Below are 16,389 nucleotides of genomic sequence, written 5' to 3'. Positions count from 1 at the left end.
AACACGCCTCAGCAATAGTAAACGGGACGGGCCGTTCCTCGAAATCCGCTGGGACCCCGGTTCCGGTGGTGGTCTCGAAAAGGCGCCCCGGCGCCCCGGAACCCCGGTGCCCGGCCCCCCGGACCAGGGGCAACTGTTCCCGGGGCGCCGCTGGTTTTACCGGAAGGCGGCCAGCGGGTTGGCAAGCCTGCCCGCAATTTGCAGCCCGCCGGACGGGTCGCCGAGATCAAGCATGTTCTTGTTGTTGCGCAACTGCAGCCGGTTCAGGCAGGAGAGGTCGAATTCGTCGGCGAAGAGGTCGTGCCGGGCAAACGCCTCTGCCAGTTCCGGATGGTCGCCCTGGTAGCCATGCACGACGGCGGCCACCGTCCCCCAGAACTCGTCTTCGCTGAGCGCGCCGTCTTCCACGAGTATGGCGGCCAGGAACCGGAAGATGCAGTCAAAGACGTCGGTGAACACGGCCAGAACCCTTTCGCCCTCCGGAATGGCCACCTTGATCCGCGACACCTCCTCGGGGACTTCCACGCCGTCGCCCATCAGGACGATCTCCTCTCCGATGTCCTTCATGATGGCCCGTACGGGCACGCCGTGCTCCAGCACGAGGATGACGTTTTCCCCGTGCGGCATGAAGGCGAGCTCGTAGCGGAAGAGGCAGTGCACCACGGGCACCAGATAGGCATGCAGGTACCTGCGCAGCCATTCCGCCGCACCCAAACCGGACTGGCGGATCAATTCCGCAGCGAACGGGACACCGGCACCATCCACATGCAGCAGCGACGCCATGGTCGCCAGTTGCTGGCCGGGGCGCAGAAGCGGCAGCGGGCTTTCCCGCCACAGCGCAGAGAGCATCTGCCGGTAGGGGGAACCCTTCACCGAGGCCGCCTCGAAGTAGGTGTTGTGGTATCCCACGGCTGCCTTCTCCTTGAGCATGGCCAGACCGTGGTGCTGCAGGGTCCGGTCCGCACCGATCAGGGAGGACAGCCAATCATTGATGGCAGGGGTGGCTTTCATGTACTGCGGGGACAACCCCCGCATGAAACCCATGTTCAGCACTGACAAGGCCGTCTTGACGTAGCAGCGTTCGGGGATGCTCGTGTTGAAAAACGTTCTGATGGATTGCTGGGCCTGATAGTCGTCGCTGCCACGCCTCAGGGGGACGAGGTGGCGCAGGGCGATTTCGGCGGCAAAGGTGACAGCGAGTTTGTTTTCCCACTGCCAGGGATGGACAGGCATCAGCAGGTAGTCCCCGGGATCCACGCCGAGCGCCGTCAGCTCAGCGTCAAATCCGGCGAGTGCGGCGGCTCCGAGCTCGGCCTCCAGGTGCGCATGGTAATCCAGGCCCGCACTGGCGGAGAAAACCGCCCTGGATTGATGCACGGCAAGCCACTGGAGCCGCACCGGTGCGCCCGCCTCCGGGGCGAAGGCGCGGTAGTCGGTGCTGCCGAAGCCCATCCGGCCGTTGTTGGCCACAAAACACGGGTGCCCCTCGGTCATGGCCATTTCAATCATCTGAAAGTCGGCCGCCGGGGCGTGTCCGGCGCTGGCTCCCTTGGCCAGTTCAGCCGAATTGGGGCGGTCAGCCAGCTGTTTGTAGGCGTGGCTGGCCAGGGTGCTGCTGATCTCCTCGAGATAGAGGGGGAGCAGGTCCGGGCGCACTCCCAGGGTGCTGCGGAACTCGGTGATGAAGTCCAGGACGTCCAGGGGAAGCCCCTGCGGTGGCACGGTGCCGGCGCCGCACCGGGTTCGGTGGATGGATGCTCCGTCGATGGCCCAGTGGTCCAGCTGGAGCAGCCGGGCCGTGAAACGGTACTCGATCACGCCGTCGTCGCTGGCCAGCCGGTAGCTGTTCCCACCCGTTGGAATCGGTGTGAGCAGGCGTTCGTGGGCGAATTCCGACAAGGCCTTTCGAAGCACGTGTCGATTGGCTGCGGCCCAGCTCTCGGGCGTTAGATGGGCCACCTCCTGGCCGGCATGGCCTGGCCCGGTGCCCTGGTGGGGGGTCGTTGTGGGGTGCGTGGGGATATTCCCTGTCGGGGTGGCGGTCAGTGTGTCAGTCATCGGGCGGCTCCTTCGGAAGCGGTTTGGGTTGCCAGCCGGAACTGGGCGTCTTGGAAGTTTTCTCGGGTGCACAGGCTCAGCCAGGCGTCCTTGTCAGGGAGCCGAAGCAAGGCGTGCTTCTGAAAGCCGAGGCGGGCATTGAGGCTGTGGATCTTATGGTTGGCGGCGTCTGGTTCCACCACCACGCGCTCCGTTGCGGGATCTGTGAAGAGCCGCTCCAGGACGGCGGACATGACCACCGTGGTGAATCCCGGCCGGGGTTGAAGCGGGGGAGCCACGAGCAGGTGCATGCCGATGTCGCCGGCCTTCGCCTCGTAGAGCCCGTGGAGGGGCGATTGGGTGGGGTCGTAGCTTTCCATCAGGAACACCGGATTCCCGTCCTCCAGCCCCAGGACCGCTGTGTGGTGGCCCGAGTCCTGAATCTCTGCGTATTCTGCACGCACCTGGGCCAGTGTTGCGGACTGCATGCCCCAGAAGCGGGCGTAGTCCATGCCCACCCAGGAGTGCAGCAGGGCGGCGTCAGCGGCAGGATCAACCGGCCGGAAGCTGAACCTCACGCCGGCACCGACGTTCGTTCCGGCACACCAAAGAGTTGGAACGCGATGCTGCGCTCCACGGGGTAGACCTCCCGGCCGGTGATTTCCCTGATGATGCAGGAATTGCGGTAGGCGGCCATGCCCAGGTCGGGGGTGACGAAGCCGTGGGTGTGGAGTTCGGCATTTTGGACAAAGATGTCGTCGGCCGCCGCGCCGATCCCGTAGTTTCGTCCGACGTCGAATCTCCCGGCAGCGTCACGGCGGATCCGCCCGGAAATGCCTGTCAAAAAGATCGGTTCCCGGTAGGCGTAGCCCGTGGCCAGAACCAAGGCGGCGCTCTCCAGGCTGAAGTCCTCCCCCAGTTCCTGATGCGTGAAGTCCAGCCGGTGCGTGCCGTTGGCGGAGGCGTAGGCGCCTCCGGAGAGGGCGGCGTGCGTCAGCAGGGATGTACGGACCGGACCGGCAACGCTCTTCGTGTAGAGCAGTTCGTGAATGCCATTGATCAGTTCCGCATCAATCCCCTTGTAAAGGTTCTTCTGGCTGGCGTTCAGCCGGTCCCGGGTCTGCGCCGGCAGGGCATGGAAGTAGTCCACATATTCCGGTGAGGTCATCTCCAGGGTCAGTTTGCTGTATTCGAGCGGGAAGTAACGCCCCGACCGGGTCACCCAATTCAGCTGGTAGCCATGGACGTCGATCTCGCCCAGCAGGTCGTAGTAGATCTCAGCTGCGCTTTGCCCGCTGCCCACAATGGTGATGCTGGGCTGGCGCACCAGTTCATCCCGGCGGGCCAAATAATCACAATTGTGCAGCACCAGCCCCCCGTCAGTGAGCAGCCCGGCGCCGGCGGCAGGGATGTGGGGTGAGGTGCCTGTGCCAAGCACCAGGCGCCTGGCCCTGACCACCTCTGCCCCCGCCGGACCCGTGCAGTGCAGTTCGTAGATGCCGTCGGTGAAGGTGACCTGCTGAACAGTGACGCCAAAGCGGACGTTGGGAAGCTGGGCGGCGACCCACTGGCAGTACTGGTTGTATTCGGCGCGCAGCGGGTAGAAAGTCTCCCGAATATAGAACGGGTAGAGCCGGCCGGTCTTCTTGAGATAATTCAGAAACGAATAGGGCGAGGTTGGATCTGCCAGGGTGACCAGATCTGCCATGAAGGGCACTTGCAGGTGCGCCGATTCCAGCATCATGCCCGGGTGCCAGTCGAATCCGCTGAGTTGCTCCAAAAACACGGCGTCCAGCCCGTCGACCGGTGCAGCGAGAGCGGCCAGGCCAAGGTTGAAAGGCCCGACGCCGATCCCGGCAACGTCGTGGATGCGCTGGGAAGCCGTGACTCCCGCATCGAATTCAACGGCGCTCATGCCGTGCCCCCTGCAGTGTGTCCGGCGCTGCGCAGGGACGTCCCGGTGTGGCGCAGCAGCTCGATGATTTGTTTTATGTCGTCCAGCGTTGTGCCGGCGTTGAGGAGGGTGAACTTCAGGAAGTGGTGGCCGTCCACCTTGGTTCCTGCCACCACAGCCTCCCCGGATGCGAAAACGGCCGAGCGGATCAGCGGGTTCAAGCCGTCGGCGTCGGCTTCGGAGCTGCCGGCCGGCTTGTAGCGGAAGACCAGCGTGCTCAATTGGGGACTGGCGGCCAACTCAAAGTCCGGGTGGGCGGCCAGCAGCTCGCCCGAGCTTGCGGCCAGGTCAATCACCTCATCAAAGAGCGCACCCACACCGTTGGCGCCCATGGTTCGCAAGGTCAGCCACAATTTGAGTGCATCGAAGCGGCGCGTGGTTTGGATGCTCTTGTCAACCTGGTTGGGAACATTGGCCTTGGCCGCGCTTTCCGGGTTGAGGTAGTCGGCGTAGTAGGTGACATGGCCAAGGTTGGCGCGCTTGCGGACCAGCAGGGCGCTGGAGCTGACGGGCTGGAAAAACGTCTTGTGGTAGTCAATCGTGACGGAGTCGGCCAGGCCAATCCCGTCGAGCAGGTGCCGATGCCGGGACGAGGTAATGAGTCCTCCGCCATATGCTGCATCAACATGGAACCAGCTGCCGTAGGCCCGGCTGAGGGCCGCCACCTCACGGAGGGGGTCGATGCTGCCGAAATCGGTGGTTCCAGCCGTGGCAACGACTGCCATCGGAATTAATCCTTCAGCCCGGCAAACGGCCAGTTCCCGGGCCAGCACCGCCGGATCCATGCGCCGGGCTGCATCGCACTCAATGTCGACGACGGCGTCATAGCCAAGCCCCAGCATTGACGCCGACTTGCGGATGCTGAAATGGCTGGCACCGGAGGTGAAGATCCGAAGCCGCTCCAGCAGGGCCGGAAGGCGCAGCCCTGCGTTGGCAGGATCAAGGCGCAGGCGTGCCACTGCGTGGTTCCGTGCGATCAGCATGGCCTGGAGGTTGGACTGGGTGCCGCCGCTGGTGAACACGCCGTCGCTGTCCGGGCCCAGTCCAAGCCGCTCGGTTGTCCAATCGATCAGACGGCGCTCGATCATGGTCGCGCCGGCACTTTGATCCCAGGTGTCCAGGGATGAGTTCACGGCCGACAACACCGCCTCACCCACCAGGGCGGGGATCACCACGGGACAGTTCAGGTGGGCAGCGTACTTCGTGTCGTGGAAGTAGATGGCGTCCTTGAGGTACAGCGATTCAAGTTCGGTCAGGGCCGCAGCCGTGTCTTCCAGCGGCCGGTCCAGATCGACAGCCTCGACGCGGGCGGAGAGCTCGGCCGGCGTGGCCCCGGTGAAGGGGCGCGTCGTGCGGGACACCGTGGTCGCCACCAGGTTCACGCCCTGCAGGACATCGGCAACATAGCGGGCGGAGTTTGCCGAATTGAACAGATAATTGCTGGCGGCCAGAGCCTCCTCCACGCCGGATCCAAAGGAGAGATCAGCCAATGATGGGTCATTTATTGTGTGCAGCGATGTCAAGAGGGAATCCTTGCGTTTGGTAGCACCTGGCAAAAACCAAGCACAGCCTACCCTTACTTAGGGTCACCTTTACGTCAAGTTATTGTGGCGTAATTAGCGAAATATTCTTTTCGGGGTTAGTGTTTCTTTCGGATCCTTGGGACGTTGGGCCCGGCCCGGTCAGTGGGACCAGCTGTACTCAAGTTCCGGCCGGCCGGGGGAGCCGTGCCGGGGAGCCTTGGTGGCGGTGCCGGTCTCGACCAGATGGTCAAGGTACCGGCGGGCCGTAACCCTGGACATTGCAAGCCCGGCTGCGGCTTCGGTGGCTGACTCCGCATGGTCCTGGGTGCGCAGCCAGTCCACCACGGCGCCGAGCGTCTCGGGAAGCATGCCCTTGGGCAGCGTCAGCTTTCCTGAGGGCCGCAGCTGCGACATCGCCCGGTCAATCGCGTCCTGTGACGTTTGCGCCCTGTCAGCCAGGACATTGTGGAAACTGCGGTAGTTCTCCAGCTTGTCCCGGAAGGCCGCAAAGGTGAATGGCTTTATCAGGTATGCCGTAATGCCCAGCGCTATGGCGGAGCGCACCACATGAACCTCACGCACGGCCGTGATGGCGATGACGTCCGGCACCAGTCCCAGCCCGTGGATGCGCCGCAGCAGGTCCAGCCCGTGGCCGTCGGTCAGGTTCATGTCCAACAGGATCAGCTGTATCGAGGGGACCGTTGGGTCGTTGAATGCGGCCAAGGCGGACCCCATGCCGTTGGCCTCCGCCACGACGACAAAGCCGTCCAGGCGCCGGACATAGTCGGCGTGGGCGGCCAGCGCGATTGGTTCGTCGTCCACCACGAGCACCCGTATGGGTGTGGATGCTGTCATTGATTGCCTCGAGTTTCATAATGCATGCCAAGGGGCACGACGGCGGTCATGACGGCGCCGCCGTCGTTCTCGCCTGTGATGGTGCCACCGAGGGCGGCGGTTGCGCGGCGGATGAGCGCAATGCCGTAGCCGCGTCCGCCGGGGGCAACGGAGTTCTTGCCGGTGGTTCCGATCCGACCCAGCACGTCAAGGTCGGTGGTGGGCAATCCCGGGCCGTTGTCGGCAACGGTAATGGTCAGGGTGCCGTCGGCCACGAGCAGGTCAACCCAGACAGTGGGGCCCTGGGAGTGGCCTGCCGTCGCCTCGATGGCATTGTCCACCAGGTTGCCCAGCAGCGTCACCAGCTCGCGGGTGTCCAGCGTGGCCGGTGGCAGCGTGCCGGATGCCGTCAGTACAAGGGCTACCCCGCGTTCATCAGCCTGGGCATGTTTGCCCATGAGCAGGGCCGCCAGGAACGGCTCATCGAGGGTGTCCACAAATTCCCCGCCGAGCCGCACGTTCTCTGAATGCTCCGAGGTGGCAAAGGCCAGGGCCTCGCTGGTGCGCCCCAGTTCCATCAGGGAAATAATGGCGTGCAGCCGGTTGGCGTGTTCGTGTGTTTGGGAGCGCAGTGCTTCCACCAGCGTCTGGGTGCTGCTGAGGCTGCCTGCCAGCGCCGTTAGTTCGGTGTGGTCGCGCAATGTCACCACGGTTCCGGCGATGGTATTGCTTCCAGCTGCCAAGGCGGGGCGCTGGCTGACCACCAGCAGGCGGTCGCTGGCGAGATGGACCTCATCCGTGGCGGTGCGTCCCGTGCGCAGAAGTTCCGTGAGCGACGCGGGCAGGTTCAGGGACGCCAACGACGGCGGGGTGCCGGCCGTCGTCGAACTTGACGGTGCCATGCCCAGCAGCAAGGCGGCGTGATCGTTGTACAGGACCATGGTGCCGCGGGGATCCACGAGCACCAGTCCCTCCCGGACGGAGCGGAGCACGGATTCATAGTAGGCAAACAGCTGGCCCAGTTGCTCGGGGCCCCAGCCCAGCGTGACGCGCTTGAGGTAGCGTCCCACCAGCCAGGAAGCAGCCGAACCGGCCAGCATGAGTGCGGCCGCCAGGCCCAGCACCTCGGGGAGCCTGGCGGCAACGAGCACCTCAACGTTTTTGACCGTCACACCGGCGGCCACCATGCCCACGACGTTTCCGGCGTCGTCCTTGATGGGCACAATGGCACGCACGGAGGGGCCCAGCGTGCCTGCAGTCGTTTCGGTATGGGGGTGTCCTGCCCGCGCCTCAGCGATGGAGCCGACGTATTGGCCGCCAATTTGGGCCGGGTCGGGGTGGGTCCAGCGCCGGCCGTCAGGGTTCATCATGGTGACAAAATCCACGCCGGCGTCGGCCATCACGTCCTGGGCATAAGGTTGGAGCTCTGCCGGCGGGTTGGTGGCCGACGCGCCCGCCACCACCAAGGGTGAATCCGCCATGGCCGTGGCGACTGAAAGCATGCGCTGGCGGGTCTGTTCATAAGTGCGGGAGCCGGCGTCGGCGACAGTGGCTGCGGCAAAACCTGCCGTTAAAAGGATCGACACCAGCAGGTTGGCAACGAACAACCTGCGGGCAATGCTCCAGCCGCGCCAAAACATGCTGCACCTTTCGTGCGACCAATATGAACACAACGGTGAGCCAAGTCACTTTTGGGGGCACTCTTGTGTGAGGCGGATCGCACGCCCACCTACCTATGCTAACCACCGAACACCACAAGGAGTGACAATGAGATCTCAACGGGGAGGGACCGCCGTCAAGACAACGACCGCGCGCCGCAAGATGGACAAGACCCACTGGCTCTACGTGGCGGTGATCGCGGCGGTTGTTTTCGGTGCCGCGATTGGCCTGATGGCCCCGGAAGTTGGCAAGTCTCTGAAGCCGCTGGGGACCATGTTCATTGCGTTGATCAAGATGGTCATTGCGCCCATCATCTTCTGCACCCTGGTGGTAGGTGTCGGCTCCATCGCGAAGGCGGCCACGGTCGGCAAGGTTGGCGGTCTGGCCCTGTTGTACTTCATGACGATGTCCACGGTTGCCTTGGGCATCGGCCTGCTGGTGGGCAACATCATCCACCCCGGGGCCGGCCTGCACCTGAAGCCGTACGAGGCTTCCGGCGGCGCCGAGGAAAACTCCACGGTGAAGTTCCTGATGGACATGATCCCCGGTGACATCCCCGTACTGCCCACCCTGGTGCTGGCGCTGATGGTTGGGTTTGCCCTGCAGTCCCTGGGCAAGGCGGGCGAGCCCGTGCTCAACGCCGTCAAGGAGATCCAAAAAGTTGTCTTCAAGCTGATGATGATGATCATGTGGCTGGCTCCTGTCGGTGCCTTTGGTGCGATTGCCGCCGTCGTGGGTGCCACGGGTTGGGCCGCCATCGGATCCATGGCGATTCTCATGGGCGCGTTCTACCTGACCTGTGCGCTGTTCATCGTGGTCATCCTCGGCTCCATTCTGCGTCTCGTCACCGGGCTGAACATCTTCACCTTGATGCGCTACCTGGCCCGCGAATACCTGCTGATCTTCGCCACCTCCTCCTCTGAATCGGCGCTGCCCCGCCTGATGGCCAAGATGGAGCACGCCGGAGTGTCCAAGCCCGTCGTGGGCATCACGGTCCCCACCGGCTACTCCTTCAACCTTGACGGCACCGCCATCTACCTGACCATGAGCGCCCTGTTCATCTCCACCGCCATGGGCCTGCCCATGAACCTTGGTGAGCAGATTGGCCTGTTGGTCTTCATGGTGATTGCTTCCAAGGGTGCTGCCGGTGTAACCGGTGCCGGATTGGCCACCCTCGCTGCCGGTCTCGCCGCGCACAAGCCGGTCCTGCTCGACGGCATGGGCGTGATCGTGGGCATCGACAAGTTCATGTCCGAGTGCCGCGCGCTCACCAACTTCACCGGAAATGCCGTCGCCACGCTGCTCGTCGGCAAGTGGACGCATGAGCTCGACATCGACAAGGCCCGCGAAGTCCTCGCCGGCCGCGACCCCTTTGATGAGCTCTCCATGGACGACGGCGACCACCACAACACGGATTCCGGCGGCGCAGACGCCACGGACCCCAAGGCGGCCGGCTTGGCTGGCAGCCGGGCGGATGGCAACGGGGCGGACGAGGAGAAGGTTCCCGTTCCCGCCTAGTAGAAATTTCACCGCACGCATCGCAGAGGCTTTCCGCAAGCAGCTGCGATGCGTGCCATCCGGGTTCGGTGCCTGCACCGAATCAGGCCCCGTCCGGGGAGCAGTTCATTCTGAGCTGCTCCCCGGACGGGGCCTTTCGCGTTTGATTGGGGGGAGAGGACGCTACCGTGCACGTTTCAGTGTGTGCGGGATTCCGTCCGCGCCCGTGCTGGATCCGCGCCTTTCCCGGCTCCGGCTAACCTGCTCCGGTTCCGACAGAGTCCGACGGGCGCCGACGCCCATTGCCCGGGCCCGAAGGCGTTCCCGGGCGGTGCCGCAGGCCTCTCGCACCAGGGACGAACCAGGCACCCGTCCGGCGGCAGAGCGGGCAGGGCCGCAGGTCTCACGAAGACGGGGGCCAAGCTGCGCGTTTCACCGAAACCGGGTCGAGCCCGCAAGAACGGTGTATTTTTGGGGGCGTTTGGCGGGTTCGGGCCATTCTGGCGCAGCAGGGTCATCGTGCCCGCGCCCGCGGTTTCCCGCAGCTGCGAGGGCTACTTCTTGGCTGCCGGCGCCGTGGCCGCCGGCATGCCGAACAATCCGGCGTCTTTTTCCGACTTGGGCTTGCGCAGGTGCGTGCCCCACAGGAATGCCAGCCAGGTCAGTGTCAGTTGGGCGGGGAAGGCAACGGCCGGAACGCCGCCGGAGATCAAGCAGATCAGCACCGGCAGCAGCACGATGAGCGTCAGGTCGGGGCCGATCAAAAATGACTTGATGGCACCCATGGGGATCGGCCCGGTGGGGGAGGCGACGGCCGGCATGTTCCAGTCGGGTGCGGGCTTGAACGCTGCACGCAGGGTGGCAGCCCCGAGCCCGGGGCCGGCGAGGATCGCCAGGACCAGCAGCGAGGGGGAGCCCACCCCAAGTGCCAGCAACAGCCCAAAGCAGACAGGCGCCCAGAGCGTCATGACCGTCGCAGGGATAGCGTAATGCACGAGGCGCACGGTCTTGGCGGGGAGCGGCATTAGTGTGTCGACGGCCGGATTGCCCGCCGAAAAACGTGCCGTGGTCCCGAGCGCCGTTGCTGCGAAATGGGCGCACAGGTACAAGGCCACGGCGATCAGCACGGCGTTGCCAAGGAACTCGACGGACGCCAGCGAGGCAGGAATCGCGGCCAGCACCAGTACCCGCAGCAAGGTGGCGGGGGAGCGCAGCACCATGGTGGCATGTGTGCTGAGCAGCGTCTTGATGCTTCGGGCGTGTGCGGTGCCATTCTTGAAGATCAGCTTGAGCCGGACCCTGCTGTTGCCCGTGGACGGACCGGTGCTCAACGACCGCGACAGTTCCGTGGCATCCATCGCCAGCAGCGAGCTGGCGGCGTAGGCGCCGGCTGCGGCACTGGCCTTGAGCTGCGCGGTGGTGATGCGTTCAAGGTTCAGGTACACCAGGGCCAGCAGGACCAGCGCAAGGGCCACGGCCAGCAGCGGCCAGCTTGCGCCGTCGGCCACCAGCAAGGGCCAACTGGTTGGCAGATATGCCATCCAGGCCGTCTGGGCGCCGGTGATGGCGCCGGCGCCGGCCACATTGTTGTACAGCGCGGTGGCTACCAGTGTCAGCGGTGCCACGAGCGTGATGGCCCCCATGGCCTTCTTCAGCCACGCGCCGGAGTCGGTGATCTGGCACCAGCAGGCAAGGCCGTACAGCAGCCAGGCCAGGCCCGCCCCGCACAGCACCGCCAGCACAAGACGCCCCGGTCCGGCGTCCGCGGACATGCCCAGGGACAGGGGCAGCACCACGATGATGGCCGCGATGGTGGGCCAGAGCATCGACTTCAGGAAGCCGGGCTGGATGAATCCCCTGCGTCGCACGGGCAGGCCCAGCCACCAGGCGGTTTGCGGCAGCGTCATGGCAATTGGCCCCATGGCCATCTCAACCGACAACAGCCCGGCCGCCAGCGTCAGCAGCACGGTGGCGCTGGCCTGCAGCAGCGTGACCGAGTGAAAACCAGGGGCGACGGCGGACGCCAGCAGCGCCGATTCGTCACCCACGCCCAGGCTGTGGCGCAGGGCGACAATCAGCGCCCCTGCCATGGTGAGCAGCGTCAGGCCGCCAAGAATGGAGGTGTACACCTCCGAGATGAGTTCCATGAGCCCGCCCTGGGTGCGGCTGAGGCCGGCCCGGAACGTGTACTGGCGGATTTCCTTGGCGCTGAAGCGCTCACTGGTTTGCATGCTCACGGCCCTACTCCGCGTGCGGGTTCTCGGAGGCGATGGCCACCGCTGCCTGGCTGGGCGTCATGGTGTGAATCGTGTCGGCAATGAACAGGGCCTTGGTGGCCACTGTGGACAGGAAGTCGGGGTCGTGTGTCACAACCAGCAGGGCAAGGCCCGCATCAACCTCGGCCCGCAGCCGGGTGGCCAGGCGGTGCCGCATGGCCGTGTCGAGGCGCTGCTCGGGCTCATCCAGGACCAGCAGGGAACGCGGCCGCACAAACGCTGAGGCCAGCAGCATGCGGCGCCGCTGCCCTGAGGACAAGTTGTACGGCCGTGACTTGGCCTGGGCGGAGAGGCCAAAGAACTCAAGCTCGGCGGCGATGACCTCCTCGACGTCGTCAACGCCGTGCCCGGCCGAAACGATGGCGAGGTGTTCCTCAACTGTCAACGCCGGGAAGAAGGCGTCGTCGTCAAAGACCACTGCCACTTCGCGTCGAAAATCAAGGGTCCTGTCATCAACCTTTGAGCCGTTGATCAACGTGGTTCCCGAGACGGCCTCAAGCTGGCCGACCACTGTCTTGACCACGGTTGACTTGCCGGCGCCGTTGGGCCCCACCAGCGCCAGCGACTGGGCGGAATGCACGCTGAAGCTGACGATGCCGCAGACGGGCTTGCCGCTGTAGCCGGCCTGCAGCTTCTCTGCGCGCACCACATCCTTGCGCCGCGGGGGGTTGTTTTGGGAAGGGCTGGTCGCTTTGGTCATCACTTGGAAGTATAGGCTGGCATTGGCGCATTCCAGTGTTCGGCAGGGGGTGCGGACCGTGGGGCCGTAGGAACATCCGGGCGCCCCAGGCAACATTCAGCTTCAGCCTGAGGGTCAAGGCTCAAAAGCCATCGCGGGCAAATGTCCAAAACATGCGCCCGGCAACCGGTAACGTAGTCACTGGCAGTGGTGAGAAAAATTAGCGGCGAAAGTGTGGACTGACAGGTGAGCAACGAGCAGGGTGCAACGGCACTTGCCGGCGAAGACGTATTGGGCCCCACAGGGCGCCCCCTGACGGAATTCCCCGAACCGCCGGTGTTGTCCTCCCACGGACCGGCACGTGTAATTGCCATGGTGAATCAAAAGGGCGGCGTGGGCAAGACGACGTCGACCATCAATTTGGGTGCAGCCCTGGCGGAAGCCGGGCGCAAGGTGCTGCTGGTTGATTTCGACCCGCAGGGAGCCCTGTCGGCCGGATTCGGCACGAACCCCCACGAGCTGGACGTCACCGTGTACAACGTGTTGATGGACCGAAAAGTGGACATCCGCGATGCGATCATCCACACCGAGGTTGCGAACATTGACATCCTGCCCGCGAACATTGACCTCTCCGCGGCGGAAGTGCAGCTGGTCAACGAGGTGGCGCGCGAGCAGGTTCTGGCCAGTGCGCTGCGCAAGGTCGAAGATGAGTACGACGTCGTCCTCATCGACTGCCAGCCGTCTCTCGGCCTGCTCACCGTCAACGCCCTGACCGCCGCCCACGGCGTCATCATCCCGCTGATCTGTGAATTCTTTGCCCTGCGCGCGGTCGCCCTGCTGGTGGAGACCATCGACAAGGTGCAGGACCGCCTGAACCCCGGCCTGCAGGTCGACGGCGTGCTGGCCACCATGTACGACGCCCGCACACTGCACGGCCGTGAGGTCCTGGCCCGCCTCGTGGAAGCCTTTGGTGACAAGGTTTTCGAAACTGTGATCAAGCGCACGATCAAGTTTGCCGACGCCTCTGTGGCGGCCGAACCCATCACGTCCTACGCGAGCAACCACCAGGGCGCGGAGTCCTACCGCCGCCTGGCCAAGGAACTGATCGCCCGGGGCGGCGCGCCCTGATTTGAAGTCAACAACAAAAGTCGCGGGGATCGCGGCAGAAACACCACCTGAAAGCTCGGCGGCCACCGGCACCGAGACTTCAGGCAAGCAGCGCTTTGAGGTGCGGCTGGAGAATTTCACCGGCCCCTTCGACCTGCTGTTGGGTCTGATTTCCAAGCATGAAATGGACATCACCGACGTTGCCATCGCCACTGTCACCGATGAATTCATCAGCTACCTGAAGGTCCTGCAGGATCTCGGGCAGGAATGGGCGCTGGATGAAGCCAGCGAATTCCTGGTCCTGGCCGCAACATTGCTGGACCTGAAGGCCGCCCGGCTCCTGCCCGCCGGCGAGGTGGAGAACGACGACGACCTGGCCCTCCTGGAGGCCCGTGACCTCTTGTTCGCCCGGCTGTTGCAATACAAGGCGTTCAAGGAAGTCGCCACCCTCTTGGGTGCTGAACTTGACCGGGAAGCCAAACGGTTCCCCCGGGAGGTGGAACTCGAACCGCATTTTGCGGCCCTGCTGCCCGAACTCGTGTGGCGGCACACCCCGCAGCAGTTCGCCGAGCTGGCTGCCAAGGCCATGGAAACCAAGCAGGCACCCAGCACAGAAGTCGGTCTGGCACACCTGCATGCACCGGCCGTCAGTGTCAGGGAACAAGCAGCCATCATCACAGCCATGCTCACAGCCGGCAGGCCGGAAAAACTGGATCCCGGCGCGCCGTTGTGGGCCGGGACGCCGCTGTCCTTTGCCGTTCTGAGCGCCGACGCGGATACCTCCATGGTTGTCATTGCCCGCTTCCTGGCCCTGCTGGAATTGTTCAGGGACCAAATGGTGGCCTTTGACCAGCCCGTTCCGCTCGGCGAGCTGTTGGTCCGCTGGAGTGCCGGAACCGGGACTGCGAAGACAACTGACAGCGACTTCGACGAGGAAGGCGGCGACGGCCATGACTGAAGAAGATCCGCAGCCCGCGGGAACACCAACCCCGTCAGGGACAGATGCCCATGCCGGTGACTCCCACGACTCCGAATCCCACGACAGTGTCAAAGCCGCGCTTGAAGCTGTCCTGATGGTTGTTGATGAGCCCGTCTCCGAGGAACAGCTGGCCGCCGTCGTGGGTTTGCCCACAGTCACGGTACGTGAGCTATTACACGAACTGGCAAGGGAGTACGACGGTTATACTAGGAAGAGTGGCACCATACCGGTCCGCGGCTTTGAACTCCGGCAACTAGCCGGTGGATGGCGTGTTTATTCACGTGCCGCTTACGCCGACATTGTGTCCCAGTTTGTTGTGGACGGCCAGACGGCCCGGCTCACGCAGGCGGCCTTGGAGACCTTGGCGGTGATTGCCTACCGCCAGCCGGTCTCACGGGCCCGCGTTTCCGCCATCCGAGGTGTCAACGTGGACTCGGTCGTGAGGACGCTTGCCCAGCGCGGGCTGATTGAGGAAGTGGGCACCGATCCGGTGTCCGGGGCATTCCTGTACCGCACCACAGCGTACTTTCTGGAACGGCTGGGGATGGGCAGCGTGGACGAGTTGCCGCAAATTGCACCGCACCTGCCTGGTCTGGAAAACCTCCAAGATTTTGATGATTCACACTTTTAGCACGACCACAACATTTAGCGTTTTAAGGATTTCACAATGACACCGTCACCCCGCTCCGGAAGCTCTTCCGGGCAGAACCAGCCGCGCGGCGGCAAACCCCGCTCAGGCGCCCCCAAATCAGGTGGTTTCAAGTCTGGCGCACCCAAGTCAGGTGGCTTCAAATCCGGCGGATCCAAGTCTGGCGGACCACGCAAGAACCAGGGCGATGACGGCCTCAAGCCAGGCGCTTTGCGCGCTGCAGGTTACAACGCCGACAGGGCCAAAGCGGCCAGCGAGGGCGGATACAAGTCCGGTGCACCCAAGCTGGGCGGCCCCAAGCAGTCGGGCAGCAAGCCTGGCGCCCGCAAGCCCAGCCAGACCGGTGCCCGCCCGTTCAAGAACGAGCAGTACGGCAACACTGTCCGCCCGGCCAGGAACCGCCCCACTGAGCAGAACCGCCGGCCGGTGCGCACCACCGACGACGTTGACATGCACAATGCCGAGGGTGTGCGCCTGCAGAAGGTCATGGCCATGGCCGGCGTCGCATCTCGCCGCCTGTGCGAGGACATGATCCTTGAAGGCCGCGTCCAGGTTGACGGCGTGACAGTGACCCAGCTGGGCCTGCGCGTCGATCCGGAAACCACTGAAATCTCGGTCGATGGCATGACCATCCAGACCAACGAATCCTTGGTTTACATGGTCTTCAACAAGCCCAAGGGTGTCGTCTCCACCATGGACGACCCCGAAGGCCGCCCGTGCATCAGCGACTTCCTGAAGAAGCGCCAGACCCGTGAGCGCCTGTTCCATGTGGGCCGTTTGGACACGGGCACCGAGGGGCTGCTCATCTTGACGAACGACGGCGAGCTTGCCAACCGCCTGAGCCACCCCAAATACGAAATCCCCAAGACCTACCTGGTCCAGGTCCGCGGCCCGATGGCCCACGGTGTGGGCGTCCAGCTCAAGGACGGCGTGGAGCTTGAGGATGGCTGGCAGGGGGTTGACTCGTTCCGGCTTGTCGACTCCACCCCGGGCCACGTCTTGGCGGAGGTTGTCCTGCACTCCGGCAAGAACCGCATTGTGCGCCGCATGTTTGACGCTGTCGGCTACCCGGTTGAGCGCCTTGTCCGCGTGAAATTCGGACCCATCGCCCTGGGCGACCAGCGCCAGGGCAGCGTTCGCGTCCTTGGCCGCCACGAGGTCGGCTACCTGCTCGCAGACGTGGGGATGTAAGCCA

General features: G+C 64.4%; 13 protein-coding genes. 5 read left to right on the top strand and 8 right to left on the bottom strand.

The genetic code is table 11. The features are described 5' to 3' along the window. Positions 1-156: 156 nt before the first annotated feature. The 6 genes from AC1L6K_RS15440 to AC1L6K_RS15415 form a co-directional block, all read right to left on the bottom strand. The gene (locus AC1L6K_RS15440; RefSeq protein ID WP_480949731.1) at positions 157-2,058 is read right to left on the bottom strand and encodes an IucA/IucC family protein; all 1,902 of its coding nucleotides are present in this window, start codon (positions 2,056-2,058) and stop codon (positions 157-159) included. Continuing rightward, a complete protein-coding gene (locus AC1L6K_RS15435; RefSeq protein WP_480949730.1) occupies positions 2,055-2,615 on the bottom strand; it encodes a GNAT family N-acetyltransferase in 561 nt (186 codons plus the stop codon). The genes AC1L6K_RS15440 and AC1L6K_RS15435 overlap by 4 nt, the downstream gene beginning before the upstream one ends. Further along, a complete protein-coding gene (locus AC1L6K_RS15430) occupies positions 2,612-3,952 on the bottom strand; it encodes a lysine N(6)-hydroxylase/L-ornithine N(5)-oxygenase family protein (protein ID WP_480949729.1) in 1,341 nt (446 codons plus the stop codon). The genes AC1L6K_RS15435 and AC1L6K_RS15430 overlap by 4 nt, the downstream gene beginning before the upstream one ends. Next, the gene (locus AC1L6K_RS15425; protein WP_480952788.1) at positions 3,949-5,505 is read right to left on the bottom strand and encodes a pyridoxal phosphate-dependent decarboxylase family protein; all 1,557 of its coding nucleotides are present in this window, start codon (positions 5,503-5,505) and stop codon (positions 3,949-3,951) included. The genes AC1L6K_RS15430 and AC1L6K_RS15425 overlap by 4 nt, the downstream gene beginning before the upstream one ends. 168 nt (positions 5,506-5,673) lie before the next feature. After that, positions 5,674-6,369, bottom strand: coding sequence for a response regulator (locus tag AC1L6K_RS15420; protein ID WP_480949728.1), 696 nt, complete (start codon positions 6,367-6,369; stop codon positions 5,674-5,676). Continuing rightward, positions 6,366-7,988 (bottom strand): sensor histidine kinase, encoded by a 1,623-nt coding sequence (locus AC1L6K_RS15415; RefSeq protein ID WP_480949727.1) that lies wholly within the window; start codon positions 7,986-7,988, stop codon positions 6,366-6,368. Before AC1L6K_RS15415 ends, AC1L6K_RS15420 begins: the two co-directional genes overlap by 4 nt. A 127-nt stretch (positions 7,989-8,115) precedes the next feature. On the opposite strand from AC1L6K_RS15415, the gene AC1L6K_RS15410 reads away from it, so the two are divergent. Further along, positions 8,116-9,525, top strand: a complete 1,410-nt coding sequence (locus AC1L6K_RS15410; protein WP_480949726.1) for a cation:dicarboxylate symporter family transporter — start codon at positions 8,116-8,118, stop codon at positions 9,523-9,525. A gap of 533 nt (positions 9,526-10,058) precedes the next feature. Here AC1L6K_RS15410 and AC1L6K_RS15405 read toward each other — a convergent pair. Continuing rightward, a complete protein-coding gene (locus AC1L6K_RS15405) occupies positions 10,059-11,735 on the bottom strand; it encodes a DUF6297 family protein (protein ID WP_480952787.1) in 1,677 nt (558 codons plus the stop codon). Between the two features lie 10 nt (positions 11,736-11,745). Then, positions 11,746-12,480 carry an ABC transporter ATP-binding protein gene (locus AC1L6K_RS15400; protein WP_480949725.1) on the bottom strand — a complete coding sequence of 245 codons (735 nt, stop codon included), beginning with the start codon at positions 12,478-12,480 and terminating at the stop codon, positions 11,746-11,748. Between the two features lie 225 nt (positions 12,481-12,705). Between AC1L6K_RS15400 and AC1L6K_RS15395 the strand changes: the two genes are divergently transcribed. Genes AC1L6K_RS15395 through AC1L6K_RS15380 form a run of 4 tightly spaced genes read left to right on the top strand, consistent with a single transcriptional unit; the run spans position 12,706 to position 16,385 of the window. Next, positions 12,706-13,587: a ParA family protein gene (locus tag AC1L6K_RS15395; RefSeq protein WP_480949724.1), complete on the top strand. Its 882-nt coding sequence runs from the start codon at positions 12,706-12,708 to the stop codon at positions 13,585-13,587. 1 nt (position 13,588) lies between these two features. Further along, entirely contained in the window at positions 13,589-14,524 is a 936-nt protein-coding gene (locus AC1L6K_RS15390; protein WP_480949723.1) for a segregation and condensation protein A, read from the top strand. After that, the gene (gene scpB / locus AC1L6K_RS15385) at positions 14,517-15,176 is read left to right on the top strand and encodes an SMC-Scp complex subunit ScpB (protein WP_480949722.1); all 660 of its coding nucleotides are present in this window, start codon (positions 14,517-14,519) and stop codon (positions 15,174-15,176) included. Before AC1L6K_RS15390 ends, scpB begins: the two co-directional genes overlap by 8 nt. 36 nt (positions 15,177-15,212) lie before the next feature. Then, entirely contained in the window at positions 15,213-16,385 is a 1,173-nt protein-coding gene (locus AC1L6K_RS15380; RefSeq protein WP_480949721.1) for a pseudouridine synthase, read from the top strand. Positions 16,386-16,389: the final 4 nt, after the last annotated feature.

Source organism: Specibacter sp. BI4, assembly GCF_056680095.1.
The sequence above is the reverse complement of the archived record's forward strand: the minus strand, read 5'-3'. Positions and strand labels throughout refer to the sequence as shown.

What these genes read in the sequence shown, in the direction of transcription:
- scpB (WP_480949722.1), top strand. Translation starts at nt 14,517, where the DNA reads ATGACTGAAGAAGATCCGCAGCCCGCGGGAACACCAACCCCGTCAGGG.
- AC1L6K_RS15400 (WP_480949725.1), bottom strand. Translation starts at nt 12,480, where the DNA reads ATGACCAAAGCGACCAGCCCTTCCCAAAACAACCCCCCGCGGCGCAAG.
- AC1L6K_RS15430 (WP_480949729.1), bottom strand. Translation starts at nt 3,952, where the DNA reads ATGAGCGCCGTTGAATTCGATGCGGGAGTCACGGCTTCCCAGCGCATC.
- AC1L6K_RS15410 (WP_480949726.1), top strand. Translation starts at nt 8,116, where the DNA reads ATGAGATCTCAACGGGGAGGGACCGCCGTCAAGACAACGACCGCGCGC.
- AC1L6K_RS15415 (WP_480949727.1), bottom strand. Translation starts at nt 7,988, where the DNA reads ATGTTTTGGCGCGGCTGGAGCATTGCCCGCAGGTTGTTCGTTGCCAAC.
- AC1L6K_RS15440 (WP_480949731.1), bottom strand. Translation starts at nt 2,058, where the DNA reads ATGACTGACACACTGACCGCCACCCCGACAGGGAATATCCCCACGCAC.
- AC1L6K_RS15420 (WP_480949728.1), bottom strand. Translation starts at nt 6,369, where the DNA reads ATGACAGCATCCACACCCATACGGGTGCTCGTGGTGGACGACGAACCA.
- AC1L6K_RS15380 (WP_480949721.1), top strand. Translation starts at nt 15,213, where the DNA reads ATGACACCGTCACCCCGCTCCGGAAGCTCTTCCGGGCAGAACCAGCCG.
- AC1L6K_RS15405 (WP_480952787.1), bottom strand. Translation starts at nt 11,735, where the DNA reads ATGCAAACCAGTGAGCGCTTCAGCGCCAAGGAAATCCGCCAGTACACG.